Source organism: Bordetella genomosp. 9 (assembly GCF_002261425.1).
Lineage (GTDB): Bacteria > Pseudomonadota > Gammaproteobacteria > Burkholderiales > Burkholderiaceae_B > Bordetella_C.
On the sequence record NZ_NEVJ01000003.1, the window covers coordinates 3,044,152 to 3,069,507 of the forward strand.

General features: G+C 66.0%; 27 protein-coding genes and 1 tRNA gene. 11 read left to right on the forward strand and 17 right to left on the reverse strand.

Annotation, left to right across the window (positions count from 1 at the left end; all coding sequences use genetic code 11):
* Positions 1-4 precede the first annotated feature (4 nt).
* Positions 5-904, reverse strand: a complete 900-nt coding sequence (locus CAL26_RS24850) for an NAD(P)/FAD-dependent oxidoreductase (RefSeq protein WP_094849324.1) — start codon at positions 902-904, stop codon at positions 5-7.
* 166 nt (positions 905-1,070) lie between these two features.
* Between CAL26_RS24850 and folB the strand changes: the two genes are divergently transcribed.
* The gene (gene folB / locus CAL26_RS24855; RefSeq protein WP_094850067.1) at positions 1,071-1,430 is read left to right on the forward strand and encodes a dihydroneopterin aldolase; all 360 of its coding nucleotides are present in this window, start codon (positions 1,071-1,073) and stop codon (positions 1,428-1,430) included.
* Between the two features lie 24 nt (positions 1,431-1,454).
* Complete coding sequence (gene ttcA, locus CAL26_RS24860; protein ID WP_094849325.1) at positions 1,455-2,459, forward strand: tRNA 2-thiocytidine(32) synthetase TtcA; 1,005 nt, start codon at positions 1,455-1,457, stop codon at positions 2,457-2,459.
* Positions 2,460-2,543: 84 nt separating this feature from the next.
* Here the strand turns inward: ttcA and CAL26_RS24865 are convergent, their stop codons facing one another.
* The 5 genes from CAL26_RS24865 to hemA form a co-directional block, all read right to left on the reverse strand.
* Positions 2,544-3,107, reverse strand: coding sequence for a UbiX family flavin prenyltransferase (locus tag CAL26_RS24865; RefSeq protein WP_094850068.1), 564 nt, complete (start codon positions 3,105-3,107; stop codon positions 2,544-2,546).
* Between the two features lie 8 nt (positions 3,108-3,115).
* Positions 3,116-3,442, reverse strand: a complete 327-nt coding sequence (grxD, locus tag CAL26_RS24870; protein ID WP_086067228.1) for a Grx4 family monothiol glutaredoxin — start codon at positions 3,440-3,442, stop codon at positions 3,116-3,118.
* A 69-nt stretch (positions 3,443-3,511) separates the two neighbouring features.
* The gene (gene prmC / locus CAL26_RS24875; protein ID WP_094849326.1) at positions 3,512-4,324 is read right to left on the reverse strand and encodes a peptide chain release factor N(5)-glutamine methyltransferase; all 813 of its coding nucleotides are present in this window, start codon (positions 4,322-4,324) and stop codon (positions 3,512-3,514) included.
* A gap of 1 nt (position 4,325) precedes the next feature.
* Complete coding sequence (gene prfA, locus CAL26_RS24880; RefSeq protein WP_094849327.1) at positions 4,326-5,408, reverse strand: peptide chain release factor 1; 1,083 nt, start codon at positions 5,406-5,408, stop codon at positions 4,326-4,328.
* Positions 5,409-5,499: 91 nt separating this feature from the next.
* Positions 5,500-6,774: a glutamyl-tRNA reductase gene (hemA, locus tag CAL26_RS24885; protein ID WP_094849328.1), complete on the reverse strand. Its 1,275-nt coding sequence runs from the start codon at positions 6,772-6,774 to the stop codon at positions 5,500-5,502.
* Positions 6,775-6,943: 169 nt separating this feature from the next.
* Between hemA and CAL26_RS24890 the strand changes: the two genes are divergently transcribed.
* The 3 genes from CAL26_RS24890 to CAL26_RS24900 all read left to right on the forward strand — a co-directional run bounded on the left by CAL26_RS24890 (position 6,944) and on the right by CAL26_RS24900 (position 7,960).
* A tRNA-Phe gene (locus CAL26_RS24890) sits at positions 6,944-7,019 on the forward strand.
* 355 nt (positions 7,020-7,374) lie between these two features.
* On the forward strand, positions 7,375-7,644 hold the full coding sequence (locus CAL26_RS24895; RefSeq protein WP_094849329.1) for a type II toxin-antitoxin system RelE/ParE family toxin: 270 nt from the start codon (positions 7,375-7,377) through the stop codon (positions 7,642-7,644).
* Positions 7,625-7,960 (forward strand): helix-turn-helix domain-containing protein, encoded by a 336-nt coding sequence (locus CAL26_RS24900; RefSeq protein WP_094849330.1) that lies wholly within the window; start codon positions 7,625-7,627, stop codon positions 7,958-7,960. Before CAL26_RS24895 ends, CAL26_RS24900 begins: the two co-directional genes overlap by 20 nt.
* Positions 7,961-8,175: 215 nt before the next feature.
* On the opposite strand, the gene CAL26_RS24905 is transcribed toward CAL26_RS24900, so the two are convergent.
* The 7 genes from CAL26_RS24905 to CAL26_RS24935 form a co-directional block, all read right to left on the reverse strand.
* A complete protein-coding gene (locus CAL26_RS24905; protein WP_094849331.1) occupies positions 8,176-8,937 on the reverse strand; it encodes an amino acid ABC transporter ATP-binding protein in 762 nt (253 codons plus the stop codon).
* 10 nt (positions 8,938-8,947) lie between these two features.
* Complete coding sequence (locus CAL26_RS24910) at positions 8,948-9,592, reverse strand: amino acid ABC transporter permease (protein ID WP_086067238.1); 645 nt, start codon at positions 9,590-9,592, stop codon at positions 8,948-8,950.
* Entirely contained in the window at positions 9,585-10,241 is a 657-nt protein-coding gene (locus tag CAL26_RS24915) for an amino acid ABC transporter permease (RefSeq protein WP_086067239.1), read from the reverse strand. Before CAL26_RS24915 ends, CAL26_RS24910 begins: the two co-directional genes overlap by 8 nt.
* A gap of 26 nt (positions 10,242-10,267) precedes the next feature.
* A complete protein-coding gene (ehuB, locus tag CAL26_RS24920) occupies positions 10,268-11,149 on the reverse strand; it encodes an ectoine/hydroxyectoine ABC transporter substrate-binding protein EhuB (protein ID WP_094849332.1) in 882 nt (293 codons plus the stop codon).
* An 88-nt stretch (positions 11,150-11,237) separates the two neighbouring features.
* Positions 11,238-12,410, reverse strand: a complete 1,173-nt coding sequence (locus CAL26_RS24925) for a mandelate racemase/muconate lactonizing enzyme family protein (RefSeq protein WP_094849333.1) — start codon at positions 12,408-12,410, stop codon at positions 11,238-11,240.
* 127 nt (positions 12,411-12,537) lie between these two features.
* Positions 12,538-13,272: a GntR family transcriptional regulator gene (locus CAL26_RS24930; RefSeq protein WP_094849334.1), complete on the reverse strand. Its 735-nt coding sequence runs from the start codon at positions 13,270-13,272 to the stop codon at positions 12,538-12,540.
* Positions 13,273-13,318: 46 nt separating this feature from the next.
* On the reverse strand, positions 13,319-14,113 hold the full coding sequence (locus CAL26_RS24935) for a helix-turn-helix domain-containing protein (protein ID WP_094849335.1): 795 nt from the start codon (positions 14,111-14,113) through the stop codon (positions 13,319-13,321).
* Positions 14,114-14,293: 180 nt separating this feature from the next.
* Here CAL26_RS24935 and CAL26_RS24940 point away from each other — a divergent pair, with 180 nt between their 5' ends.
* The 5 genes from CAL26_RS24940 (at position 14,294) to CAL26_RS24960 (ending at position 18,530) form a co-directional block, all read left to right on the forward strand.
* On the forward strand, positions 14,294-15,262 hold the full coding sequence (locus CAL26_RS24940) for a tripartite tricarboxylate transporter substrate-binding protein (RefSeq protein ID WP_094849336.1): 969 nt from the start codon (positions 14,294-14,296) through the stop codon (positions 15,260-15,262).
* Positions 15,255-16,127 carry a PhzF family phenazine biosynthesis protein gene (locus CAL26_RS24945; protein ID WP_306437106.1) on the forward strand — a complete coding sequence of 291 codons (873 nt, stop codon included), beginning with the start codon at positions 15,255-15,257 and terminating at the stop codon, positions 16,125-16,127. The genes CAL26_RS24940 and CAL26_RS24945 overlap by 8 nt, the downstream gene beginning before the upstream one ends.
* 89 nt (positions 16,128-16,216) lie before the next feature.
* Positions 16,217-16,600 (forward strand): BlaI/MecI/CopY family transcriptional regulator, encoded by a 384-nt coding sequence (locus tag CAL26_RS24950; RefSeq protein ID WP_094849338.1) that lies wholly within the window; start codon positions 16,217-16,219, stop codon positions 16,598-16,600.
* A gap of 114 nt (positions 16,601-16,714) precedes the next feature.
* Positions 16,715-17,848, forward strand: coding sequence for a serine hydrolase (locus CAL26_RS24955; RefSeq protein ID WP_094849339.1), 1,134 nt, complete (start codon positions 16,715-16,717; stop codon positions 17,846-17,848).
* A gap of 82 nt (positions 17,849-17,930) precedes the next feature.
* On the forward strand, positions 17,931-18,530 hold the full coding sequence (locus tag CAL26_RS24960) for a DNA-3-methyladenine glycosylase I (protein ID WP_179283527.1): 600 nt from the start codon (positions 17,931-17,933) through the stop codon (positions 18,528-18,530).
* Between the two features lie 15 nt (positions 18,531-18,545).
* On the opposite strand, the gene CAL26_RS24965 is transcribed toward CAL26_RS24960, so the two are convergent.
* On the reverse strand, positions 18,546-19,505 hold the full coding sequence (locus CAL26_RS24965; protein ID WP_094849341.1) for a cation diffusion facilitator family transporter: 960 nt from the start codon (positions 19,503-19,505) through the stop codon (positions 18,546-18,548).
* A 271-nt stretch (positions 19,506-19,776) separates the two neighbouring features.
* Here CAL26_RS24965 and CAL26_RS24970 point away from each other — a divergent pair, with 271 nt between their 5' ends.
* Complete coding sequence (locus CAL26_RS24970) at positions 19,777-22,185, forward strand: hypothetical protein (RefSeq protein ID WP_143277495.1); 2,409 nt, start codon at positions 19,777-19,779, stop codon at positions 22,183-22,185.
* Between the two features lie 36 nt (positions 22,186-22,221).
* Here the strand turns inward: CAL26_RS24970 and CAL26_RS24975 are convergent, their stop codons facing one another.
* The 3 genes from CAL26_RS24975 to CAL26_RS24985 all read right to left on the reverse strand — a co-directional run bounded on the left by CAL26_RS24975 (position 22,222) and on the right by CAL26_RS24985 (position 25,266).
* A complete protein-coding gene (locus CAL26_RS24975; protein WP_094849343.1) occupies positions 22,222-23,244 on the reverse strand; it encodes a 2Fe-2S iron-sulfur cluster-binding protein in 1,023 nt (340 codons plus the stop codon).
* 19 nt (positions 23,245-23,263) lie between these two features.
* Positions 23,264-23,743 (reverse strand): GlcG/HbpS family heme-binding protein, encoded by a 480-nt coding sequence (locus CAL26_RS24980; RefSeq protein WP_094849344.1) that lies wholly within the window; start codon positions 23,741-23,743, stop codon positions 23,264-23,266.
* Between the two features lie 62 nt (positions 23,744-23,805).
* Complete coding sequence (locus CAL26_RS24985) at positions 23,806-25,266, reverse strand: aldehyde dehydrogenase family protein (protein WP_094849345.1); 1,461 nt, start codon at positions 25,264-25,266, stop codon at positions 23,806-23,808.
* Between the last annotated feature and the right edge of the window lie 90 nt (positions 25,267-25,356).

Sequence of the window (25,356 nt, forward strand, 5' to 3'; positions counted from 1 at the left end):
AGGGTCAGCCCGCGCGCTCCAGCTCCGCCTGTATGGCCTTGGCGGCGACCACGCCGTCCGCCATGGACGTCACGACGCAGGGATGCATGCGATTGGCGACCTCGCCGATGGCATAGACGCCGGCGGCGCTGGTGCGCGCGGTCGCCGGTTCGGTGGTGATGTAGCCGCGCGCGTCGCGCTCCAGCTGCAGGCCGTCGGCGAAAGCGGCCTGCGGCTCCCAGCCATAAAACACCAGGATCAAATCGTAACGGCGGCCATTGACGCTGCGCGCGTTCGGCTCCACCACGTAGTCCCCCACGTGCAGATCCGGCGTCGCGGCCGCCGCGACCAGTTGCGACCGCGCGCGCACCGTGCGCGAATACAGATGCACTTCCCGCGCGCCGCGCCCGCGCACGTAGGCGTAGTTCTCGAAGCCGTTGTCGCCGCCGCCCAGGATCGCCACCGACAGGCCGCGGTAATCCTGTTCGTGGATCGCCACGCCCGGACCGACCAGCACGCCCGGCCATTGCTGGCCCGGCTCCGCGCCCGGCAGCCCGCGCGCCCGCACCCCGGTAGCGATGACCAGGAAACGGCCATGCAGCTGCGCGGGCGTCCCGTCCGCCGTCTCGAGCATGACGTCGAAGCCGCGGCCGGCGCGGGCGACCCGCCGCGCGCGATGCCGGGTCAATGCCGGCACGCGAGCGGCAGCCACGCTTTGCGCGATATTGGCGGCGACCTGCTGCCCGGTCACGCCGGGCAGCACGGCGATCCAGTCGTCCCGGAAAGGATTGTCGTTTTCCAGGCCGCCCAGGCGCACCCCGGCCTCCACCAGCACGGGCGCAAGGCCCAGCCGCGCCAGCCAGATCGCGCAGGAGGCGCCAGCCGGGCCGCCGCCTACAATGATGGCATCCGATGTATCCCGCATTCCCTAGCGATTTCCGTTCCGGTTAGCACGCGCCGATCGCGCCGTTTCGCAACGATTGTAGCGACAGGTTCGGCCGCGCAGTGTGGAACGGTACGCGGCATACAATGCGGCTCACATCCTGAACTCGACGCCGGACCCGCCTGCCGCGGACGCGTGCCTTCCGACCATGCCTACTCGCCGTATCATTTTTTCGCGCCTCGCCCTGGATGCCCGCATCGGCATCCTGGAGCACGAACGCCGCGCCACGCAGCCGCTGCACGTGGACGCCGAAATCGACGTGGACATCACGCGCAACGTGGACGACCACGATATCCATAGCGTGCTGGACTACCGCGCCCTGCGCGAGGCCATCGTCGAAGAATGCACCCACGCGCACGTCAACCTGATCGAAACGCTGACCGAGCGCGTGGCGGAGCGGCTGATGGCGGACTTCAAGGACATCCGGGCGGTGCGCATCCGCATCAGCAAGCCCATGGCATTTTCCGACTGCGCCGCCGTCGGCGTGGAGATCTACACGAGCCGTTGAGGCTCTCGCCGACCGCATTCCATCATGAACGCTCCCGATACCTCCGCCCTACGCTTCCAGACCGCAGACCCGGAAACCGGCACCCCGCCAGGCACGCGCGCCGCGCGGGACAAGGCCCGCGTGGATGCCAACAAGCTGGCCAAGCGGCTGGCCCGCGAAACCACGCGCGCCATCTCGGACTACAACATGATCGAAGCCGGCGACCGCGTGATGGTCTGCATGTCCGGCGGCAAGGATTCCTACGGGCTGCTGGACATCCTGATGCGGCTGCGCGAACGCGCGCCCTTTCCTTTCGAACTGATCGCGGTCAACCTGGACCAGAAGCAACCCGGCTTCCCGGACCACATCCTGCCCGAATACCTGCGCGGCCTGGGCGTGCCCTTCCATATCGAGACGCAGGACACGTATTCGGTCGTCACGCGCGTCATTCCGGAAGGCAAGACGATGTGCTCGCTGTGCTCGCGCCTGCGGCGCGGCATCCTGTATCGGGTGGCGGGCGAGCTGGGCGCCACCAAGATCGCGCTGGGGCATCACCGCGACGACATACTGGGCACGTTTTTCCTGAACCTGTTCTACGGCGGCAAGATCAAGGCCATGCCGCCCAAGCTGGTGTCGGATGACGGCAGGCACACGGTAATCCGTCCGCTGGCCTACATACCGGAAGCCGACATGGCCGCCTACGCCGAACAGCGCGGCTTTCCCATCATCCCCTGCAACCTGTGCGGTTCGCAGGAAAACCTCAAGCGCAAGGAAGTCGGCCGCATGATCCAGGAATGGGATCGCAAGCATCCGGGCCGGGCGTGGAATGTGTTCAATGCGCTGGCCAACGTGGTGCCGTCGCACCTGATGGACCGCCAGCTGTTCGATTTCGTGGGGTTGCGGCCGACCGGACTGGCCGACGCCAACGGCGACACGGCCTTCGACCACGAAGATCCGGGCAGCCCGGAAACCGCTTGCGGCGACCCCTCGGGCGCTACTGGCGCCGGGGCCGGCCGCGAACAGAGTTTGAGCTTCGTCCGCTTCGAATAGTAGCGGGACCAGAGTTGGGGCCAGAAGCGGGACCGGCGGCGCGCGGCCGTGCCGCCACGACGGCACGCGTCGATCAGCCAGCCTTCAGCGGGCGCCTTCCCAGGTCGGCCCGGGAACGTCGATGCCGAACAGGCCCAGCACCCGGACGATGCTCTGGTCCACCATTTCCTGGATGGACCCCGGCCGGAAATAGAAGGCCGGCAATGGCGGGAAGATGATCCCGCCCATCTCCGTCACCGCGGTCATATTGCGCAGGTGGGCCAGGTTGTAAGGGGCCTCGCGCACCATCATCACCAGCCGTCGGCGCTCTTTCAACGTGACGTCGGCCGCCCGCGTGATCAGGTTGTCGGACAGGCCATGGGCCACCGCCGCCAGCGTGCGTATGGAGCACGGAACGATCACCATGCCGGCGGTCGGAAACGCGCCGCTGGCCAGGGCGGCGCCCACGTCGCGCACGCTATATACCTGATCCGCCAGCGTCTGCACCTGCGCCCGGGTCATGTCGAGCTCGTGCTTGATATTCAGAATGCCGGCCGCCGAGACGACCAGATGCGTTTCCACATCCGGCACGTCGCGCAGCGCCTGCAGCAGCCGGATCGCGTACAAGGATCCGGTCGCCCCCGTCACGCCGACAACCAGCCGGCGCACGGCCATCGTCATGCAGTGGCTCCGACGCCATCCAGCAGCGACTTCAATTCGCCGCTTTCATGCATCTGGCCCAGGATGTCCGAACCGCCGACGAACTCACCGCCCACGTACAGCTGCGGGATGGTCGGCCAGTTGGAGAACTCCTTGATGCCCTGGCGGACTTCGTCGTCGTCCAGCACATTGACGGTGACCAGCTTCTTGACGCCACAGCTCTTCAGCAGCTGGATGGCCTTGCCCGAGAAGCCGCATTGCGGAAACTGCGCCGTGCCCTTCATGAAAAGCACGACCGGATGTTGCGTCACGGTCTCGCGGATGAATTCTTGAACGTCGCTCATGGTGTACTCACAAAAGTGATTCTTCCGATCAAGGAAGTGATTCTTCCATTATAGGTATCCGCCAGCATTTCACAGATACCCCCCAGAAATCCTCTCTATGCCGGCCAGGTCGCGCCGGCTGTCCACCCCGCGCAGGCCCGCCGCGGCCAGCAGGCCGCGTACCGCCTCGGCCTGGTCCCAGCCATGCTCCACCCACAGCATCCCGCCGGGCTTCAGGTGGGCCGGGGCGCCGCCGATGATGGCGCGCAGCGCCTTCAGGCCGTCGGCGTCATCGGTCAGCGCCTGGCGCGGCTCGAACCGCAGGTCGCCCTGCTCAAGATGGGGATCCTGCGCGCGGATGTAAGGGGGATTGGACACGATCACGTCGAATTTCTGCGCGGCGCTCAGCGCGCCGTACCAGTCGCCCTCGGCGAAATGCAGGTGGGCCTCCAAGCGAATGGCGTTTTCGGCCGCCACCTTCAGGGCCTTCATGCTGCGATCGGTGGCCAGCACCGCGACGTCCGGCCGCGCCAGGGCGATGGAGATCGCGATCGCCCCGCTGCCGGTGCCCAGGTCCAGCACGGATAGCGACTCGAAGCCCGCCAGCCATTCCAGGGCCGCCTCGACCAGCAGTTCCGTCTCGGGCCGCGGGATCAGCACGTCGGGCGTGACCTTGAACATGCGGCCCATGAATTCGCGCTCGCCCACCAGGTAGGCCATGGGCTCCCCGGCGGCGCGACGGGCCGCCAGCACGGTGAAGGCGCGCACGGCCTGCGGCGGCAGGGGGTCGGTATCGTGCGCCAGGATCCAGGCGCGCGGCTTCTCCAGCACGTGCTCCAGCAGCATGCGGGCTTCCAGCCGGGGCAGGCCCGACGCGAACAGGATGTCCTTGGCGCAGGCCAACTCAGACCTCTTCGCCCAAGGCGGCCAATTGCTCGGCCTGGTGTTCGGCGATCAGGGCGCCCGTCAGTTCGTCCAGGTCGCCTTCCATGATCTGCTGCAGCTTGTACAGCGTCAGGTTGATGCGATGGTCGGTCAGGCGGCCCTGCGGGAAGTTGTAGGTGCGGATGCGTTCCGAACGGTCGCCGGTGCCCACCAGGCTCTTGCGTTCGGCCGCTTCCTTGCTCTGCCTTTCGCGCTGCTGCTTGTCCTTCAGCCGCGCAGCCAGCACCTGCATGGCCTTGTCCTTGTTGCGGTGCTGCGAACGATCGTCCTGGCATTCCACCACCAGCCCGGTCGGGATGTGCGTGATCCGCACCGCCGAATCGGTTTTGTTGATGTGCTGCCCGCCGGCGCCGCTGGCCCGGAAGGTGTCGATGCGCAGGTCGGCCGGGTTGATGACGATCTCGCTCACCGCGTCGGCTTCCGGCATGACGGCCACCGTGCAGGCGGACGTGTGGATGCGGCCTTGCGCCTCGGTGGCGGGCACGCGCTGCACCCGGTGCGCGCCGGATTCGAACTTCAGCCGGCCGTACACGCCTTCGCCTTCGATGCGGACGATGACTTCCTTGTACCCGCCCAGCTCGGACGGGCTTTCGGACATCAACTCCACCCGCCAGCCCTGGCGTTCGGCATAGCGCGAATACATGCGCAGCAGGTCGCCGGAGAACAGCGCGCTTTCGTCGCCCCCCGTGCCGGCGCGGATTTCCAGGAAAACGCTGCGGCCGTCATCGGGATCGCGCGGCAGCAGCAGGCGCTGCAAGGCAGCGTCCAGTTCTTCCAGCTTGGCCTTGGAGATCTTGATTTCGTCTTCCGCCATGCTCTTCATGTCCGGATCGGACAGCATTTCCTGGGCGGTCGCCAGGTCGTCTTCCGCGCCGCAATAGGAGGCGAAGGCGGTGACGACGGGCTCGACCTCGGCGCGCTCGCGCGACAGTTTGCGGAAGCGGTCCATGTCGGAGGCCGTATCGGGCTCGGCCAGCATGGCATCCACTTCGACCAGGCGGCGGGACAATTGCTCCAGCCGGTCACGCATGGAAGATTTCATAAACGATGGGAATGAGAAAGTGGGACGGGCGCGGGCGCTGCAAGCCAGGGCCGGCGCGTCGGCGCGGCATGGCGGTATCGAGGAAGCGTCGCTAACGCCGCGAATCGCGGCCGGGGAACAGGCGCGGGACCATGGCCAGCAGCTGGTCGCGATCGGCGCCTTCGCTGCGATTGAGCGCGGCCATGGGGCCGTGCAGGTATTTTTGTGTCAGGCCGTGGGCCAGCTGTTCCAGTACGGCTTCCGGCGACTCGCCCCGCGCCAACATGCGGCGCGCACGTTCGAGTTCCGCGGTACGGATCGCGTCGGCGCCCTGCTGCAGCTCCTGCACCACCGGCACGATGGCGCGCGACGCCATCCACTGCATGAAATTGCGCACGCGGGCGTCGATGATGGCTTCGGCCTGCACCATCGCCGCACGGCGCGCGTCGGTCCCGCTTTGCACCAGCCGGCCCAGGTCGTCCACGGAATACAGATAGACGTCGTCCAGGCGGCCGACTTCGGGTTCGATATCGCGCGGCACGGCCAGGTCGATCATGACCATGGGGCGGTGGCGGCGCTGCTTGGTGGCACGCTCGACCATCCCCAGCCCGAGGATGGGCAGGGAACTGGCCGTACAGGAGACGATGACGTCGAATTCGTGCAGCCGTTCCGTCAGGTCGGCCAGGCGCATGGTGCCCGCCGAAAAACGGCCGGCCAGCGTTTCGGCGCGCTCGACGGTACGGTTGGCCACCACCATTTCGCGCGGCCGCTGGGCCGCGAAGTGGGTGGCGCACAACTCGATCATTTCACCCGCGCCGATGAACAGCGTGCGCGCGTCGGCCATATCGCCGAACACCCGCTCGGCCAGGCGCACCGCGGCGGCGGCCATGGAAACCGAATGCGCGCCGATTTCGGTGGTCGACCGCACTTCCTTGGCGACGGAGAACGTGCGCTGGAACAGCTGATGCAGCAAGGTGCCCAGCGAACCGGCCTCATCGGCGGCGCGCACGGCGTCTTTCATCTGGCCCAGGATCTGCGGTTCGCCCAGCACCATGGAATCCAGGCCGCTGGCCACGCGGAAAGCGTGGCGCACCGCGCCGTCCTGCTGGTGCTGATAAAGATGCGGCCGCAGATCGATGGCCTGTACCTGATTGACGTCCGCCAGCCAGGCCGGCAGATGCTCGGCCACATGGGGCTCGGCCGCGCAATAGACTTCGGTGCGATTACAGGTGGACAGGATGGCCGCTTCGCGCACGGAGCCGCCGAAGGCGCTCCGCAATCCTTCCAGGGCCGGACGCAGCAGATCGACAGGCATGGACACGCGTTCGCGCACCGACACGGGCGCGGAAGTGTGATTCAAGCCGAAAGTAAGAACGTCGACCGACATTTGCCATTGCCTGCGTCGCGCCGCAGGGCCGGGATAGTGAGGGCAGTCCCGGGGGCGCTGAAGCAGGCTCGCCGAGGCTGGAACGCGTTGAATTATAGCGCTTTGCTACCGAACGGTACCCAAGCTGAGCACGGCCTCGAAAAAGTGTGTATAGTAGCGGGCTCACGTTGGCCTGGTAGCTCAGTCGGTAGAGCAGAGGATTGAAAATCCTTGTGTCGGTGGTTCGATTCCGCCCCAGGCCACCAAGAATATAAATGGAATGCCCAGTTGCGTATGCAGCTGGGCATTTTTCATTTGCGCGGCCGCGCGCCGTGGGGTGCTGGCGACGAGCCTGTTTGCTGTCACGCACCATCCATCTGCCTCCTTGTCATCCTGCCAGGAACCATCACCGGTCAAGCGTCACTTGGCACACTCGTCCCACGGCGAACTCGATAGCCGCTGCATCTCGGCTGATCCATAGCCTGCGTATAGCGGCCGCCCAACAAACCCGGAATGCCCGAGACGGAACCGCGTCATCGCAGACGCCTGCGAAAGCTATGGGCACCGATATACTTGAAATGGTATAAACTGCATGACTGATGATCGTGAACGGCCGCTGCTTTGGGTAGGAAGCAGCACGATGCAGCAAAGGTCCTGAAGGGTTTCGGCAGCGCGGGCGTGCTGGAAGTGGTCGAGGACGACGCTGACGGCACCTATCGTGCGGTGTACACCGTGCGCTTCCGAGTAGCGGTGTTCGTGCTTCACGTCTTCCAGAAAAGGAGCAAACGGGGCATTGCAACCCCTCAGGCAGATATGGAAATCATTCGGCAGCGGTTCAAGGTGGCCGCGATCTTGGCACAGGAGTTGAAAGATGATAAAGCACATCGTTGAAGGGATCGAGGTCGAGACCGGCACCGGTAATGTGTTTGCCGATCTCGAACTGGCCGACGCTGAAAAGCTGAAGATAAAGTCTGGCCTGACCATCGAAATCACCAGGGCCATCCGGGAGCGTGGATTGACGCAAGTTGAGGCTGCGCACCGCATGGGCCTGACCCAACCGAAGGTGTCCGCGCTCCTGCGTGGCGAGTTCTCCAACTTTTCCGAACGCAAGCTGATGGATTGCCTGAACAGACTGGGCTATGACATCGAGATTCGAGTCCACCCCACGCGGGCGGCGGTCGGGCACCTGACGCTTATCCATGCTTGATCGCCAACATCGACACTCGCAGTCATGGCCAGAGATGGCGACGGGGCACTCGGACCGAATTCCGTAAAGACCCGGCTATCGACGGCCGGACCTTTGATGTCACGCGCGTTGGCCAACCGTTGCCGCGGTCTTGCCAGCTACGCAGACTCAGGTGCACTTCCGCTATCCGGCCACATCGATATGGCCCGCGGCTATTGACGCCGCGGCGACCGCGGTCAGTGCAGCAGCTGGGCCAGGAAGCGCTGGCTGCGTTCGTGCTTGGGCGAACCGAAGAAGGATTCCGGCGTGTCCTCTTCGACGATCGCGCCGCCGTCCATGAAGACGACGCGGTCGGCCACCTCGCGGGCGAAGCCCATTTCATGCGTGACGCAGATCATCGTCATGCCATCGTTGGCCAGTGTCCGCATGACGTCCAGGACTTCCTTGATCATTTCCGGATCCAGGGCGGAAGTCGGTTCGTCGAACAGCATGATGCGGGGTTTCATGCATAGCGATCGCGCGATGGCGACCCGCTGTTGCTGGCCGCCCGAAAGCTGGCTGGGGTATTTGTGCGTGTGATCGCCCATGCGCACCCGTTCCAGCAAAGCGTTGGCGATATCCTCGGCTTCGGCGCGCGCAATGCGTCGCACCCGCGTCAGCGCCAGCGTGCAGTTCTGCAGCACGGTCAGGTGCGGGAAAAGATTGAAATGCTGGAACACCATGCCGGTGTTCTTGCGTATCTCGCGCATCGTCCTGGCGTCTTCGCCGACCGCCAGCCCGTTGGCCAGGATGGTGCCCTGGTGATGCCGTTCCAGCCCATTGATGCACCGTATCAGCGTCGACTTGCCGGACCCCGAAGGCCCGCAGATGACGATGGTCTCGCCGGGCGCCACCGTCAGGTTGACGTCGCGCAATGCGTGGTACTTGCCGTACCACTTGTTCAAACCGTCGATTTGTACGGCGGGGCCGGAGGCTGCCACGCGCTGATCTTGTGTCATGGAGTTCCCCTCAGCGCTTTGCCGAGCGCATCATGTGAAGTTCGAGCAGGCGCACCAACTGCGCGATAGCGATCGCCAGCACCAGGAAAATGACCTCAGTGGCGACCATGGGTTCCGCGTAGCGGAAGCTGTCGGAACCCAGCTCCAGCGCCGCCCCCAGCATTTCCGGCACGGCGATCACGGCCAGATAGGGCGTGGCCTTCAGCAGCGACACGAAGTAGTTGCCCATGGGCGCGGCCACGTGCCGCAGCATCTGCGGCATGATGATGCGGATCACCTGGTCCGCCCAGGACAGGCCCAGGCTCTGCGCCGCCTCGGTCTGGCCGCGCGGTATCGCATCGATGCCCGCCTTGAAGACTTCCGCCAGATAAGCCGAGTAGTACAGACCCAGTGCGAATACGCCGATGACCAGCGCGGGCAAGGTAATGCCGAACCTGGGCAGAACGAAATAGAAGAAATAGATCTGCACCAGGATGGGCGTGGACCGGATGAAGTCCGTGATGAAGCCGAACCACTTGTTGGCGCGACGCAGGAGCTCCAGCGCGAAGCCCAGCACCGTGGCGAGGATGCAGGAAGCGACCGTGATCCACAACGTCGTTCCCAGCGATTCCAGGATGACCGGGAACGCCTTGATCAGGAATTGGGCGTCAAACATCCTGCTTGCGCTCCCGCATGCCATGGTGCCTTTCCAGGTAGCGGCCCAGGATCGTCAATGGATAACAAAGGACGAAGTACGACAGCAGCAAGGCCGTGTATGCCGTGGTGGGCATGAAGGTGACTTGCGCGATTTCCTTCGCCCGGAAGGTCATGTCCGCCAGGCTCAACAGCGAGACCAGCACCGTACCCTTGATCAGCTGTATCAGCAGGTTGATGTAGGTGGGGATGCCGGCGCGCAGGGCCTGGGGCAGCTGTATCAGCAGCAGGTTTTCCAGCGGCGACAATCCCAGCGATATTCCGGCTTCCTTCTGCCCCGGATCCAGCGCCTGCAATCCGGCGCGCACCGCCTGGGTCCCGTAGCCGCCGATGTTCAGGCCCAGCACCATGCAGCCCACCGCCAGGGCGCTGAGCTCGATGTGGATCATGGGCAGCGCATAGTAGAAAACAAACAGCAGCACGATGATCGGCGAGCTGCGCCAGAACTCGATGATCGAGGTGACGACGAACCGCTTCCAGCCCGTCAGCTCGTGCTGCAAGGTGCCGAACACCAGGGCGAACGGAATCCCGTACAGCAGCGCCAGCGCCACTACGCTGGCCGTGATGCCGAAGCCGCTCCAGACATTGCCGAGAATAGCGAAGAAATCCATGGCACGAGATCCTGGTCCCCGGGGGTTCAACCGGCGGCGCAGATCTGGCTGCTGGTCAGCCCGTCAGGAGCCTTCTCTTCGATGCTGAAGCCGTATTTCTCGGCGATCTTGTTGATGGCGCCGCTGGCCTTCAGCTTCGCCAACTGCTGGTTGTAGGCGTCGCGCAGCGGCTGGCTGTCCTTGCGGAAGGCCGCGCCGATATAGGACTGCACGACCTTGCCGGTCTTGGGATCCATCAGGCCGGTGAACGGCTTGGCGCGTTCGATCTTGTCGCCCACGTTCGGGCCGTCGAGCAGCGCGTTGGCGGTCCCGGAGGTGAACACGATGCCGTCGACCCGATTCGCCAGCAAGGCGGAGACGGTCGACTCGGTATTCTGGAACTGCTGCAGCTGGTCGCCGGTCACGCCCGCCGATGCGGCGTTCTTCGTCTGCTGGCCGCCGCGGCTGCCGCCGATCTTCAGCGCGGGATTCTTGACCACGTCGTCGAAGCTGTGGATGTTGCGCGGGTTGCCCTTGAGCACCAGCAAGGCGTCCAGGCTGGTCAGCTCGGGATCGCCGAACAACACCAGTTCGCAGCGCTGCGGCGTGATCACCACGCCGGAGTCGACCACGTCGAAGCGCCGGGATGCCAGCCCCGGGATGAGCGAGCCGAAATCACCGATGGTGAAGTTGAATTGCTTGACGCCCAGCGGTTCGAACACGGCGCGCAGGATGTCGATGTTGACGCCTTTATAGGCGCCATCCGTGTCCCGATAAGCCCAGGGCTTGTTGTTGGCGATGCCGACCGTCAACGTATCCTTGTCCAGGGCTGGCGACGTGTCGGCCGCCAGGCTCGTCGCCGTCACGCCCAATCCCGCGGCGGTCACGGCCAGCATGCCGGCGAGTTTTTTCAGATCGATGCGTTTCATGTTTTCCCCTTTTTCTTTGGAGTGAGCAACTGATCAGGCACCGCCGCGCTTCGCGACGGGCGTGCACGAATGAATCTGGAACGAAGGCTCAGGCGGCGGTGACGGTGTGCGCCAGGAAGGACTTGATTGCATCCGTCCTCAGGTTCACGCCCCAACCGGGCTTGTCCGAAATGGCCAGGCGGCCGCCCTTGATGCGAGCTTCCGGAGGTTCGTCCAGGATCTCGATGTAGCCGGGCATGGTTTGCCAGTACGGGTAGATTTCCTGGATGGCGAAGTTGGGAATGCAGGCATCCAGGTGCAGCGCGATGGCGGTCGACAGCGGACTGCCGCACACATGCGGCTGCACGCGGACGTCGTAGGCTTCGGCCATCGCGGCGATTTTCTTCGCTTCCATGATGCCGCCCGTCAGCGCGATATCCGGCTGGATGACGTCCACGGCATGGGCCTCCAGCATGGGCCGGAAGCCATAGCGGGTGTAGACCCGCTCCCCCGCCGCGACGGGGATGCGGACGTGGTCGGAAATTTTCTTCAACGCGCCGACGTCGAACGGATCGCAGGGTTCTTCGATGAAGAAGATGTCCAGCTCCTCGGCCCGGCGGCAGAAGCGTATGGTCTCGTCGCAGCTCAGGCCGCCGCTCAGGTCCAGCATGATGTCGACGTTCGGCCCCACGGCCTGCCGCGCCGCTTTCAGCTTGTCATAGGCAAGGTTGAGGATGTCCTTGTCCAGGCTGCGCATCGACGGATGGCGGGACGTCGCGCGCGGATCGGGGTCGCGATAGGCAAAGGGATAGCACTTGAGCGCGTCGAAGCCTTCGCTGACGGCCTTTTCCGCGGCATCGGCGAACGGCTTCACCTCTCGATGGGGCTGCCCCCAGCCATTGGAATACAGGCGCACGTCTTCGCGCATCTTGCCGCCCAGCATCTCGTACACCGGAACGTTCAGGGCCTTGCCCTTGATGTCCCACAGGGCCGTTTCGATCGCGCTGATGGCGCCGTAGACGATGGCCCCGCCATTGCCCTTGGCCCAGAACGTGTGGTCGTACATCTCGGACCACAGCGCTTCGATGCGGAAAGGGTCCTTGCCGATGAGGATGCGCTCCGCGATGTCCTTCACCATGCCGGCCGCCGCCGTCTGTCCCAGCCCGTAGGCGATGCCGGCTTCGCCTATGCCGATTATTCCCTCGTCGGTTTCGACTTCGACCACCACCGGGTGCAGGCGGGCGGTATGGATGACGTAGACGCGTACCTCACGGACCTTCATTGGCTGAACCTTGAAAAGTTAGGGGCGCCCATGGAACGCGCGCCTTGCAGCCGGCGCTTGATAGTCGATGGGCGATAGTCGATGGTCGACCATATACGGCGAAGTATGAAACGTGATTCTGGTCGCGTCAAGAAGAAAGGATGCCCAGCTTGCCGTCCGCGGAACCAGCTTTCGGCTCGGCGCCAGCAACTTGGCGCGTTTCCAGCGCGCGCAGATGCGCCACCAGCTTTTCGCCCGCGGCGACGTTGTGCTCGGCCGACAGCCGCGCCGCGGTCTCCGCGTCGCCGGCCAATATGGCCTTCACGATGGGGCCGTGATGCTTGGGCACGGTGGCATAGACATTCTTCGGTATGAAGTCGCTCCACGTGATGTACAGCGAGATCTGCTGTTCGACCACCTTGTACCACTGGGCCAGCCGCGCGTGGCCGCTCAACTCGATGATGGTCTGGTGCAGGCCGAAGTCGGCGCGCGAGACCGCGCGGTTGTCCTCGGCGGCACAGGCGTCCACCAGGCGCTTGTACGCCGCCTCCAACGATCCCCTGCCCTTATCATCCAGGCTGGCGCAGGCCAGCCGCGCCGCCAGCGACTCCATGCTGGCGCGCAAGGTGTAGAGCTCCCATGCGTCATGGGACGTGATCCTGATCGTTTCCCATCCCGTGTACGGCACGAGCTGCACCAGGCCTTCCTGCGACATGCGCTGCAGGGCGCCGCGCACCGTCGCCCTGGACAAGCCGAAACGTTCCGCCAGGAAAGCCTCGGTCAGCTTGGACCCGGGCGAAATCTGGCCGCTGAGGATGTATTCGCGTATGGCGTCAGCGGCCAGCTGCTCGGCCGACTGTTTTTCGATCTTGTCCAATGCCATCGCTGCGTCCTCATGCCAATTCCGCCGCGAAGTTTAACCGGTCCGCTCATGCGGCCGGCGGGGTGGCTGGCAGCGGCGCGGGCACTTCCCTCAGCAGACGGCCGAGGTGGCCGCTGTTGGCAAAGCCCAGCTCCACGCTGACGCGCGCCAATGGTTCGCCGGCGGCCAGCCTGGCTCGGGCGGCTTCGGCCAGCGCCAGGCGCCGCAGCGCTATCGGGGCGAGACCGTATTCCTGCATGCAGGCGCGCTGCAGGGCGCGCACGGATACACCGAGCCGACTGGCGGACTGGGCGATCGACGGCGATGCCCCGCCACCCTGCAGGCTCGCCTGTATGTGGCCCAACCAGCGGCGCGCCAACTGCCCCGCCGGCTCCGGCGAACTCGCGGCGGAGTGGCTGGCGCCCAATTGTTCGATCAGCGCGCGCACCAGGCCCGGCATGGCACCGGGCGTCAACGCGGGCATCCATAACGCGTCCAGCATCGCTTGCGCCGCGCCATCCAGTTGCAGAGCACCGCCACGGCCCAGCGCGCCGGGCAGGCACCGCACCAGTTCCGGCGCCAGATAGAGTTCTCCATGCTGATGCGTGCCCACGCCCGAACGCGTGCTGTGCGACACATAGGCCGGCAACAGCAGCGCCTGGCCGCGCACCAGCCGGCCGCGACGACCGCCGCCCGCCATTTCCCACGCGCTGTCCAGCGCGCCCGCGCGCGGCCACAGCAACATGGCGCAATCGTGGGCGTGCCAATGGAAGGTATAGCCGGGTTGGCGGCTGGCGGCCAGCGCGTAGCCGTCGCGCGCAATCAGGTCTAGCTTGGAAGATAGCGGGACATGCCGAACCATGCGATTACTCCGATCCTGCGACTATGCTAACTCGCGCCTGCGTCGGCGACGGCCTGGCGCGCCGTAGGCGTTTTCCCGCAAGCAGGCGCCGCTGTCGCGAATCGGATCGCGCCATGTCGCATGCCGGTTCGCCGGCAGCGGCACGGGCCCCTAGGATGGGCGCTTCCAACAGGAGTCGCCATGTCCCCAAGCACCTGGTATCGCCTTGCCGGCGCAATCGCGCTGGCGATCGCCGCGCCGGCCGCGTCCGCGCAACCCGCCTGGCCGCAGAAGCCGGTGACCATCGTCGTCCCCTTCCCGCCCGGCGGCGGCACCGACCTCGTCGTCCGCGCGCTGCAGCCCATGCTCTCCAGCAAGCTGGGGCAGACCGTGATCATCAACAACGTCGGCGGCGCCGGCGGCACCATCGGATCGGGGCAGGCCGCCCGCGCGCCGGCGGACGGCTATACGGCGCTGGCGGTCACCACCAGTACCCATGCGGTCAGCCCCAGCCTGTACAAGAACCTGCCCTACGATCCGGCGCGCGACTTCGCCTATGCCGGCTTCATCGGCACGTCGCCCTATGTGCTGGCCGCCAATCCGGCGCTGAAGGCGGACTCCCTTGCGGCGCTGACCCAGGCTTTGAAAACGCGCGGTCCGAGCACGTTCGCATCCGTCGGCGTCGGCACCGTATCGCACCTGCTGGGCGAGATGTTCCGCAAGGACCAGGGCCTGAACCTGACCCACGTGCCCTATCGCGGCGCGGCGCCCGCCTATACCGATCTGATCGGCGGACAGGTGGACATCATGTTCGACAACCCCGTGGGGCTCGCGCCCTTCGTCCGCGCCGGCAAGCTCATCGCCGTCGCCACGACGGCGGCCACCCCCATCCTGCCCGATGTCCCGACGTTCGCGCAGCAGGGCATGCCGTCGTACACGCAGCAGCTGTGGTACGGACTGGCCTTTCCCAAGGGCACGCCGCCCGCCATCGTCACGCGCATGAATGCCGCGCTGAATGAGGTGCTGCGCGATCCCGCCCTGGCGGCGGATCTGGCATCCAAGGGCGTGGACGTTCGCCCCGACACGCCCGCCGCCCTGGGCCAGGCGGTGGCCCGCGACACGCCTTTCTGGGGCGACATCGTGCGCGCCGTGGGAGCCCGGCTTGATTGATGCTTCGAATGCGCGCCCGGCGCCAGGCACGGCCGCGATGCTGGACGTGTTCGTCGATCCGGACGCGGGCGCTCGTGGCGGCAACCCCGTGCCGCTGGTCCTCGATGCCCGCGGCATGTCGGCGGGCCGGATGCAGGCGCTGGCGGGCGCGCACGGCCACGAGTCCGCCTTCGTGCTGCCGCCGGACGATCCCGCGACCCATGATTGGCGGCTGCGCTTCTTCGTGCCCGACCATGAAATGGAAATGTGCGGCCACGCGACCGTGGGCACGCTGTGGGCGCTGCGGCAATGGGGGCTGTGGTCCGCGCCGACCGCCCGCGTTCAAACCCTGAGCGGCAGCGTCGACATCGAATGGGATGACGCGCGGCAGTGGGCCTGGGTCTCGCAACCCGGCGTGTCCCTGCAGGCCTTGTCGACGGCGCAGATCGAGCACATCGCCCGCGTCCTGCGCATCGATCCCGCGACGCCGGGCCTGCATGCCGTCAACGCCAGCACCAGCCGCGTAAAGACGCTGGTGCGCCTGCCCGACGTCCAGGCGCTGGACGCGCTGGCCCCTGACTTCAGCGCCATGGCGACGCTGTGCGAAGCGATAGGCTCCACGGGCCTCTATCCCTATGCCTTGCAGGAAGGCGGCGCCTGCGCCAGGCAATTCCCCAAGGCATCCGGTTATCCCGAGGACGCCGCCACGGGCATCGCCGCCGCGGCCCTGTGGGGCTATCTGCGAGCAGAGGACCGGATACCGGCAACCCGGATCTACACCGTGCGGCAAGGCGTGGCGATGGGCGCGCCGTCCGCCATCCATCTGCGGGCCCGCGGCGCGCAGGCCGGCTGCTGGCTGGGCGGCCAGGTGCGATGGCGGCGCTGATCGGAGCGCTCAGGGCAAACCCTGAAGTAGACGGATCTTTCTAGAAAAAGTATTCTACGCGGCAATTTTGTTCTTCAAGCCCGCGTTCCGTGACCCTCGCCGCCCTTTCCGCCAAGCCCACCGCAGCCGAGCTCCAGGTCCTGCGCGCCCTGTGGACGCTCGGCCCCGCGACGGTCAAGCAGGCCCACCTGGCCATGCAGGCGGAACGTCCGGACCTGACCTATGCCGCGGTCCTGCGCCAGATGCAGATCATGCACGCGAAGGGACTGCTGACGCGCGACGAAAGCGAACGGTCGCATGTGTATGCGCCCGCCCACACGCAGAACGCACTGCAAAGCAGGCTGCTGAAAGACCTGATCCAGAAGGTCTTCTCGGGATCCGGCAAGGCCCTGGTGCTGGCGGCCCTGAGCGGCCACGTCACGCGTGAAGAACGCGCCGAAATCGAAGAATTCCTGCAGGGGCAGCAGCCATGACCGCACGCGGCCTGCTCGCCGTCCCCGCATTCCAGACGAACACGACGATGTCCCCGGCCGCGAGCTCCGCGCCCGCGCAGGCCATCGTCCCACCATGGCTCCATTCGCTTTCCCATGCCTGATTTCCTGCCCCCCTTGCGCGTCCTGGCGCGCCGCGTCTCAACCGGCCTGATACTACGGACCGCCGCGGCAACCTTCCTGGCGCTGCCGTTCGCCTCCCATGCCAACGCGGCCGACGCGCCGCAAACGGACAAGACGTCGACGGCCAAAAAGCCCGCCGCCAAGAAACCGGCCGCCAAGCCGGTCGCGACCAAGAAGAAAACCAGCAAGATCGTCTACCGATCCCGCTCGCGCGAAGCCACGACCGTTCACGGCCGCGCCGTGACGCATAAAGCCGTGGCCACCCGCACGGCGCTCGAGCTCGATCGCTACGCCAAGCTGCCCTTCGCGCCGGACGGCAGCACGCTGCACTCAGAAGTCGCCTACATGGTCGACGAAAGCACCGGCCAGACGCTGGTCGACAAGGACGCCGACGCCGTCGTCCCCATCGCGTCGATCACCAAGTTGATGATGGCGATGGTGGTGCTGGATTCCGGCGCCTCGCTGGCCGAACCGATCCGCGTCACCGAAGAAGACCAGGACTTCGAGAAACATACGGGATCGCGCCTGCGCATAGGCTCGGTGCTGTCGCGCGAGGACATGCTGCACATCGCCCTGATGGCATCCGAAAACCGCGCGGCGGCGGCGCTATCGCGCTACTACCCCGGCGGACGTCCGGCCTTCATCGCCGCGATGAATGCGAAGGCGCAGGCGCTGGGCATGACGCACACGCGTTTCGAGAACGTCGCCGGCCTGTCCAAGTACAACGTGTCGACGGCGCGCGATCTGGTACGGATGGTGCAGGCGGCCGCGCATTACCCCCTGATCCGCCTGTACTCGACAGATCAGGCCTATACGGTGAACACCGGCAAGGGCGTGCTGGACTATCGCAGCACCAACATCCTGGTGGGCAAGCCGGACTGGGACATCGGCCTGCAGAAGACCGGCTTCATCAATGAATCGGGGATATGCCTGGTGATGCAGACCACCGTGGAAGGCCGCCCGGTGGTCATGGTGCTGCTGAACTCCAGCCGGCGCCACGCGGATTTCATGGACGCCGAGCATCTGCGCACCGCCATGTTGAACAACACCTTCCCCGTGCCCAGTCTGCAACGCAACTACGCCAACGCCGACGCGCGCCCGATGTAAGCGGACGGCGCCGTTGGCTACCCGTGGCAAACCCCGTGCACCGGCGACAGCATCAACGTCGCCGGACGTCGCCGACAGCGGCCTGATCGTCGGCGCCGACGGACTGGCGCGCCCGCCCTGGGCGGCGGTCGATCCGCTGCTGCAGGCCTACTACGACACCGAATGGGGCATGCCCGTGCGAGACGAGCGCGGCATGTTCGAACGCCTGGTGCTGGAAGGCTTCCAGTCAGGCCTGTCCTGGGCCACCATCCTGCGCAAGCGGGAGGCCTTCCGGGCCGCCTTTCATGGCTTCGATCCGGACACCGTCGCGACCTACACGGATGACGACGTCCAGCGCCTGATGGCCGACGCGGGCATCGTGCGCAACCGGGCCAAGATCCTGGCCACGATCAACAACGCCGCCGCCACGCTCCGGCTGCGCGAGGACGGCGGACTGGCGGACTTCATCTGGTCGTTTCAGCCGGTGGAAACGCCGGCGCCGCGTACGCTCGCGGAAATCCCCACGATATCGGCCGCCTCGATCGCCTTGAGCAAGGCCTTGCGTGCCCGCGGCTTCGGCTTCGTCGGTCCCACCACCATGCACGCGCTGATGGAGGCCACCGGCATGATCGATACGCACCTGCTGGGCAGCCATCGACGCGGCTGCTCCGGCATCTGGTCCCCGGCGCATAAGGCGGCGTAGCGCCGCCCGGGCCGCTCAGGTCTCCGCGTCGTGGTGCTCGGAATCTTCTACCTGCACCGTCACATGCGAGATGTTGAATCGCTCCGCGACGCGCTTGCGCACCGCGTCGATGACGTCGCGCACGGCCGCGCCTTCACGCGGCACGACGTGCAGCGTCAGCATGTGCTGCTCCGCGGTGATGGACCAGGCGTGGATATGGTGTGCGACGCGCACCAGGGCGACGTTCTCCTCCAGATCGGCCTTGATCGCATGCGGCTCCAGGCCGCCCGGCGTGCCCTCCAGCAGGATGTGGCCGGATGATCGCACCAGGCGCCACGCGCCTTTCAGCACGATGGCGGCGACCAGCACCGACAGGAGGGGATCGATCGGCGTCCAGCCCGTCCAGATGATCACCACCGCCGCCACGATGGCCGCCACGGAGCCCAGCAGATCGCCCATGACATGCAGCAGCGCGCTGCGCATGTTCAGGTTTTCCTGGCTGCCGCCGGTCAGGATCAGGAAACCGACGATATTGGCCAGCAGGCCGGCGACGGCGATGGCCAGCATGGTGCCCGCCATGACCTGTACCGGCTGCCAGAATCGCTGGATGGCCTCGACCGCGATCCAGATCGCGATGGCGAACAAGGCCAGGCCGTTCACGAAAGCCGCCAGTATTTCCAGGCGTCGATAGCCGTACGACATGCGCGGTGTCGCGGAGCGGCGGCCCACGCGCAGGGCCACCAGGCTGAATGCGAGGGCTGCCGCGTCGCTGACCATATGGCCGGCGTCCGCCAGCAGCGCCAGCGATCCCGATAGGACGCCCCCGACGATTTCCACGACCATGAATACGGTGATGATGGCCAGGGCCCAGGCCAGCCGGCGTTCATCGGCGGCGCCGTGGCTCGAATGAGCATGGCCGCCGGGACCGTGGCTGTGCCCGCCGCGGCCGGCAGGGGCGGCGTGGTCATGGTCATGATGGTCGTGGTCGTGCGGCATCGAAGCTCTCGGCTGAACGTGGTCGCGACGAATATACCGCCGGATGTTGACCGGCGGTCATCGCCGTCCAGCGCGGCGCGCGGACGAGCAAGTGGCCGACATGCCATCGTAAGTTGCAAGCCATCACTTGAATCATCCATATCCGAGACGCATAAGCTCGAACCGACTGGGCGGGACCAGTCACCGATCTGCCGGTAAATGCCGATACGGCAGCACCCCGGCCACCGCGGCGGCGGTTCCGGCTCTTCAATACCAAGCAGAGTGATGCACCATGACAGCAGGCACAGCAGCCGTCCAGGCAACCTACACCCACACAGACCCGCACGCGTTCGACACGCAGGCCCGCTCCGGCAGATTGGGCGGCCACTCCTTCGAACCCGGCCCGCTCGGCGAGACAGGCCGGGCCAGCCACCGGCACACGCCCGGTGAAAAGCCGGTCCCGGCAGTTCGCAAGCTCAGGCTGGTCGCCGGGGGCGTCGCACAGACCGAAATGCCGCGCGCCACGACGCGCGACGGCAGCGGCAATGCCGACACCGTTTCCCTCGCATCGACCCATACGCCGGATTCGGGCCTGCCCCGCACCCTGTCCAATGGCATCGGATCATCGGATTCGCTCTTCAGCGGGCTCGACGGCCTCGACGCCCTCGACACCCTCGACGCCCTCGATGCGCTCGATGCGCTCGATGCGCGCGAGACACGTGATACGCGTGATCCGCGCGAAGCCCTGGCAGCCCCTGTCACGCGTCCTCGGACCAGCATCCAGGCGCCGGACAACCCGCGAAGCACCGCCAACACCACCGACACCGCCGACATCGCCGACATCGCCACGCAAACGGATAGAGAGGCCGGCTTGCCCCTGGCATCCACGCTGACGGCGAATGCCAGGCATCATCCGGACGTCGACCTGGTCATCGCCAAGCTGCGGCAAGCCTTGACGCCCACCCCGTCGACGGACGATGCGTTCGCCACCCCCGCCGCCCGGACAAAGTTCAAGCCCGCGGGCGCGTCCATACTGCGCCGCATCGCGCGCACGGAACGCCGCATGCCGGACGCCCTGCACTATCGCGCCCTGGACTTCTACAAATCCTTGATCGCGCTGACCGAAACCGATGGCAACCCGAAAGCCGTCCGCCGCGTCGCGCTGATGGTGGCCGCCCTGGCGCAACGTGGCCATGCCGAAGGCTACGACGCCGTCGACAGGCAGTTCGTAAAACGCATCCTCGACCCGCTGATGCATAGCCTGCCGCTGGAAACGCTCAGCGGCGTGGCGCGCTTGAACGATCGCACCGACGACATGGGCGACGACATCCTGCGCGAGGCGGGCAAGCTGCTCGCCGTACGTGCGCCGTCGGACCGAAAAGCCGGCACGCCCAAGGCGCGGCAAGCCGCCCGCGAGCACAACGCTGCCTCGCTCCTGCTGGGCACGGTCGCGGAACTGGCGCGGGAACACATACGCGCGGCATCCTGGGATCGGCCGGGCGCCGCCATACTGCAAGCAGCCGCCAACGGGCAAGCCCAGCAGATCGATGCCAGCATCCGGGAAATGGTCTACGGCGACCTCCTGTCGGGCGAAGTAGACCTGCCTCGCGTGGAACGCCTGATGGACTTGATGAGCCGGCTTTCCCCCAGGCAGCAGTACGCCATGGCAACCATGCTCGGCGAAACGCCGGAAAGGAATGCGGATACTCGCACGTTCGACAGGTTCATGGCCGAACAACTGGGCGATTTCGAACGTGATGCGGCCATACGCGATCAGATGGCCCGCTTCGTCGACGACCTGCGTACCGCCTGCCGCGGCCTGTTGGCGGGCGCCGCGCGGGCACCTGCCTTCCGTACCCGCGGCGCGAACATCCGGGCCATCCCCGGCGCTGCCCTGCCGCCGTATGCCGCCAGCGGCAGCGCGTCCGCCATGGATGTGCGGGCCGAACGGCAGGGATATCCGCCAGTGGTCACGCCGTACACGACGCTGCGCATGTCCTTCCGCAACGCCCGCCACAGCATCGCGGCAAAGCTGCGCTGGACGCCGACGCCACAAGACGCCGCCAAGGCGCTGATCAAGGACGCGGTGAACGCGTTGATCGCCGGCGACCGGCTGAGCCACAAGCAGCTGCAGGCGCTGCAGGACCTGACGCAACGCCTGGACGGCAAAGGCCGCGCCGTTGCCACCAGCGTTTCCTTGAACGCACTGGTGCGCGAGCGCATCGCCAAACTGGACCCCGCCAGATTGGCCCGGCTGCACGACAACCTGGCGACGGCCCGCCATGAACTGCAGTCGGCCGTGGCGCCGGACGCAGGCCTGGTGGCGCTCTACCGCGCGCTGCACCTGCGCCTGGAAAAGGAAGCCGGCGTCAGGAAAGGCGCCGTGGCGCTGGCAGGCGTCATCGCTGCGCTGCCCGGGAAAAAACAGGCCGAGGCGCTGCTCGATGCCCTGGACACGCTGGCCGACGCCCAATGCCAGTCCCTCAAACACCAGAGCGAGATGGATTTCCACGAAGAAGCGCTCGACCGCCTGGGTGCGCCGGCACGCAAGGCCCTGCACAAGCTGCTGAGCGGACGCGACGACGTCCGCCGCCATAGGGACCGCCTGCGCGGCCAGATCAGCTATATGCCCAAGGTATGGCAGCAGTACCGCCAGAGCCAGTTGGAAATCCTCTCCCGCCTCGCACCCGGAAGAGGCTAGCCAGGCGGGGAGGCCGCCAGATTCCGGCAGGCCGGGCTACCCGCATGCGGCCGATGCGGATTCCTGGAACGTAAAGCTGTCCGCATACACGTGCGCCATGCTGGCGCCCAGCATGGCGAAGACCGCTTTCGCCTCCGTCACCATGGCAGGCGATCCGCACAGGTATATCGCGTATTCGGACAGGTCGTCATGGTCTTCGGCCACCACGTCCTGGACATGGCCACGCCGGCCCTGCCAGGACGGGTCGGGACGCGATAGCACGGGCACGAACTCGAACTCGTACAGCCTGTCCTTCCAGCTTTCGATGACGTCGCGCATATACAGGTCGGCCTCGGTGCGGACGCCCCAGTACAACTTGATGGGAGGACAATCGGCGTCGTCCAGCAGCGACTCCAGGATCGCCTTGATGGGCGCCAGTCCGGTGCCGGTCGCGACCATCAACAGCGGCCGGTAGTCTTCTTCGTGATAACAGAAGCCACCGAGCGGCGCCTCTATCCGCAGCGGCATGCCTGGCGCCGCCTGGGCCAGGAACGTATCCGTGAAGCGGCCGCCGGGTATGCGCCGGATATGCAGGTCGATCTCCCCGCCACGGCCGCGCGCCGGCGACGCCATCGAAAAGCTGCGCTTGCTGCCATCGGGCAACAGGATATTCATATGCTGGCCCGGCCGGTATTCCGGCAGGCCGTCCTCCGGCACCGCAAGCGTGACGTGCAGCACGCCGTCGCAGGCACTGCGTACCTGCAGCAGCGACGCGCTGGTGGTCATCGGCTCGGCCAGGATGGGGCCACGCGCGGGCAGGCTCAGGACGAGATCGGAAACCGCCCTGGCCTGGCAAGCCAGGGCGTATCCCTGGGCATGCTCCGCTTCGGTCAGGGCCGGGGGTATCTCTTCATACGCGACGGCGCCCTCCTGGATCCTGACCCGGCAACTGCCGCACGCGCCGAAGGTGCATTCGTGGGGCATCGCCACGCCGGCACGTCCCGCCGCGTCCAGGATGGATTCGTCGTCTTCCGCCGTGAAGGTGGCGGCAGGTTCCAGTATCACCACGCGGTAGGTCATGGCAGGCCTCCCTGGGGTATCACTTCTTGATGTCGGCGGCGACCAGCACTTTCATGCCCTTCTCCGCCAGAAGGTCGGCGAGCGCCTGCAGCGCCGCCAGGCCGGCCGCCGTATCCTGTTCGCCGTTGCCGCCGCTCAGGCCCACGCCGCCGATGACTTCGTCGTCGACCACGATGGGAAAGCCGCCGACGAAGACGGCGAACTTGCCGTCGAAGCTCCACTGGATGCCGAAGGCTTCGTTGCCGGGCAGCGCGGGACCATTCGGCGCCGTGTTGAACAGATGCGTGGATCGCTTGTGGCCGGCCGCCGTGAATGCCTTGTTCCACGCGATCTGCGGGCCCGTGATCCGTGCGCCGTTCATGCGCTCCATGGCGATCGGATAGCCGCCATCGTCCACCACGCATACGGTTTCAAGCACGCCGATTTCGCGCGACCTGGCGATGGCCGCGGCGATCATGGCGCGTGCTTCCTCGAGTTCCAGCCTGTATACCTGCTTCATGGGATGCTCCTGCTGTGTTGCGGTCGTTCAAGCGCGTGTGTGCCGCGCCTAGGCGGCCCCGCCTAGGCGGCCCGGTACACCGTCTTGATCTGCGTATAGAACTCCAGCCCTATCCTGCCGGACTCGCGGAAGGTCGACGTGCTGGAGCGTTTCAACCCACCGAATGGGGCGTTGATCAGGTTGCCGGTCGTCGTTCGATTGATCTTGACTGTCCCGGCCTGGATGTCCTTGGCGAATCGATGCGCGTAGGCGGCATTCGTGGTGGCGATCGCCGCCGACAGCCCGTATTCGGTGTCGTTGGCCTTGGCGATCGCGTCCTCGTAGCCGTCGACCTCGATGATGGCGATGACCGGCCCGAAGATCTCTTCGCGCGCGATGCGCATCTGCTGCGTGACGTCGGTGAAAATGGCGGGTGACACGTAGTACCCCTTGGCCAGGCCGCCTTCCATCAGGCGATCGCCGCCATACAGGTGAGTCGCCTCGCTTTTTCCCAACGCGATATAGGACAGCACATTGTCCAGCTGGCGCGCGGTGGCCAGCGGTCCAAGCTCGCAGCCGGGCTCCAGCCCGCTGCCGATCTTCATCGTCTTTACCTTGGCCAACAGCTTTTCCGTATAGGCGGCCTTCACGCCGCGATCGACCAGCACCCGGCTGGTGCCGGTGCAAGCCTGCCCGGTCAGGGAAAATCCCCCTTTGACGGTCAGGTCCACCGCCTTGTCCAGGTCGGCATCCGCCAGCACGATCAGGGGGTTCTTGCCGCCCAGCTCCATCTGCGTGCGCGTGGTCAGCCCGACCGAGCGATGGATCTGTTCGCCCGCCTGGGTGGACCCGGTGAAGGAAATGGCCTTGACGTACGGCGACTCGGTGATCGCCGGCCCCACCGCCGCGGCGGGCCCGGTCAGGAAGTTCAATACGCCGTCCGGTATGCCCGCTTCGACGAAAGCTTCCGTCAGGCGGTAGCCGCTGAGTGGCGCATCGGATGACGGCTTGAACACCACCGTATTGCCCATGATCAACGCCGGCGCGATCTTGCGAGCCGGGATGGACACGGGGAAATTCCAGGGTGAAATCACGGTCACCACGCCCAATGGCTCCAGCTGGCTGTAGACGACCATGTCCGGATCGTCATTGGGAAACGTCTCGCCGGTGAAGGACTGGCCTTCCGCCGCATAGAAACGCAGGGTCTGGGCGGACCGCAGGATCTCGTCGCGGCTGAGTCCGACCGCCTTGCCCTCCTCGCGCGTAAGTTCTTCGGCGAACTGGCTGGCGTGGGCTTCCAGATAGTCGGCCGCACGGAACAGGATCTGCGCCCTTTTGGAGATGGGCGTTGCCTTCCATTTCTCGAAGGCGGCTTGCGCCGCCGCCACGGCCGCTGTGCCATCCACGGCGGCGGACGCCTGGAAATGGCCGACGATGTCGTCGGTATTGGCGGGGTTGATGTTGGGCACCGTCTTGCCGCTGGCGCAGGGCGACCATTTGCCCGCCACGTAATTCATAAATTCGGTGTTTTTCAGGTCTTCCATGCTCGCTCCGAATTCACCAGGCCAGCGCCCGATGGTTTTGAGTGAATATTGTATACCGTCAACAGTGATTAAAAAGGCGGCGCTTCGCCG

What these genes read in the sequence shown, in the direction of transcription:
- CAL26_RS24850 (WP_094849324.1), bottom strand. Translation starts at nt 904, where the DNA reads ATGCGGGATACATCGGATGCCATCATTGTAGGCGGCGGCCCGGCTGGC.
- folB (WP_094850067.1), top strand. Translation starts at nt 1,071, where the DNA reads ATGCCTACTCGCCGTATCATTTTTTCGCGCCTCGCCCTGGATGCCCGC.
- ttcA (WP_094849325.1), top strand. Translation starts at nt 1,455, where the DNA reads ATGAACGCTCCCGATACCTCCGCCCTACGCTTCCAGACCGCAGACCCG.
- grxD (WP_086067228.1), bottom strand. Translation starts at nt 3,442, where the DNA reads ATGAGCGACGTTCAAGAATTCATCCGCGAGACCGTGACGCAACATCCG.
- prfA (WP_094849327.1), bottom strand. Translation starts at nt 5,408, where the DNA reads ATGAAATCTTCCATGCGTGACCGGCTGGAGCAATTGTCCCGCCGCCTG.
- hemA (WP_094849328.1), bottom strand. Translation starts at nt 6,774, where the DNA reads ATGTCGGTCGACGTTCTTACTTTCGGCTTGAATCACACTTCCGCGCCC.
- CAL26_RS24900 (WP_094849330.1), top strand. Translation starts at nt 7,625, where the DNA reads ATGATAAAGCACATCGTTGAAGGGATCGAGGTCGAGACCGGCACCGGT.
- CAL26_RS24905 (WP_094849331.1), bottom strand. Translation starts at nt 8,937, where the DNA reads ATGACACAAGATCAGCGCGTGGCAGCCTCCGGCCCCGCCGTACAAATC.
- CAL26_RS24910 (WP_086067238.1), bottom strand. Translation starts at nt 9,592, where the DNA reads ATGTTTGACGCCCAATTCCTGATCAAGGCGTTCCCGGTCATCCTGGAA.
- CAL26_RS24915 (WP_086067239.1), bottom strand. Translation starts at nt 10,241, where the DNA reads ATGGATTTCTTCGCTATTCTCGGCAATGTCTGGAGCGGCTTCGGCATC.
- ehuB (WP_094849332.1), bottom strand. Translation starts at nt 11,149, where the DNA reads ATGAAACGCATCGATCTGAAAAAACTCGCCGGCATGCTGGCCGTGACC.
- CAL26_RS24925 (WP_094849333.1), bottom strand. Translation starts at nt 12,410, where the DNA reads ATGAAGGTCCGTGAGGTACGCGTCTACGTCATCCATACCGCCCGCCTG.
- CAL26_RS24930 (WP_094849334.1), bottom strand. Translation starts at nt 13,272, where the DNA reads ATGGCATTGGACAAGATCGAAAAACAGTCGGCCGAGCAGCTGGCCGCT.
- CAL26_RS24935 (WP_094849335.1), bottom strand. Translation starts at nt 14,113, where the DNA reads ATGGTTCGGCATGTCCCGCTATCTTCCAAGCTAGACCTGATTGCGCGC.
- CAL26_RS24940 (WP_094849336.1), top strand. Translation starts at nt 14,294, where the DNA reads ATGTCCCCAAGCACCTGGTATCGCCTTGCCGGCGCAATCGCGCTGGCG.
- CAL26_RS24955 (WP_094849339.1), top strand. Translation starts at nt 16,715, where the DNA reads ATGCCTGATTTCCTGCCCCCCTTGCGCGTCCTGGCGCGCCGCGTCTCA.
- CAL26_RS24965 (WP_094849341.1), bottom strand. Translation starts at nt 19,505, where the DNA reads ATGCCGCACGACCACGACCATCATGACCATGACCACGCCGCCCCTGCC.
- CAL26_RS24970 (WP_143277495.1), top strand. Translation starts at nt 19,777, where the DNA reads ATGACAGCAGGCACAGCAGCCGTCCAGGCAACCTACACCCACACAGAC.
- CAL26_RS24975 (WP_094849343.1), bottom strand. Translation starts at nt 23,244, where the DNA reads ATGACCTACCGCGTGGTGATACTGGAACCTGCCGCCACCTTCACGGCG.
- CAL26_RS24980 (WP_094849344.1), bottom strand. Translation starts at nt 23,743, where the DNA reads ATGAAGCAGGTATACAGGCTGGAACTCGAGGAAGCACGCGCCATGATC.
- CAL26_RS24985 (WP_094849345.1), bottom strand. Translation starts at nt 25,266, where the DNA reads ATGGAAGACCTGAAAAACACCGAATTTATGAATTACGTGGCGGGCAAA.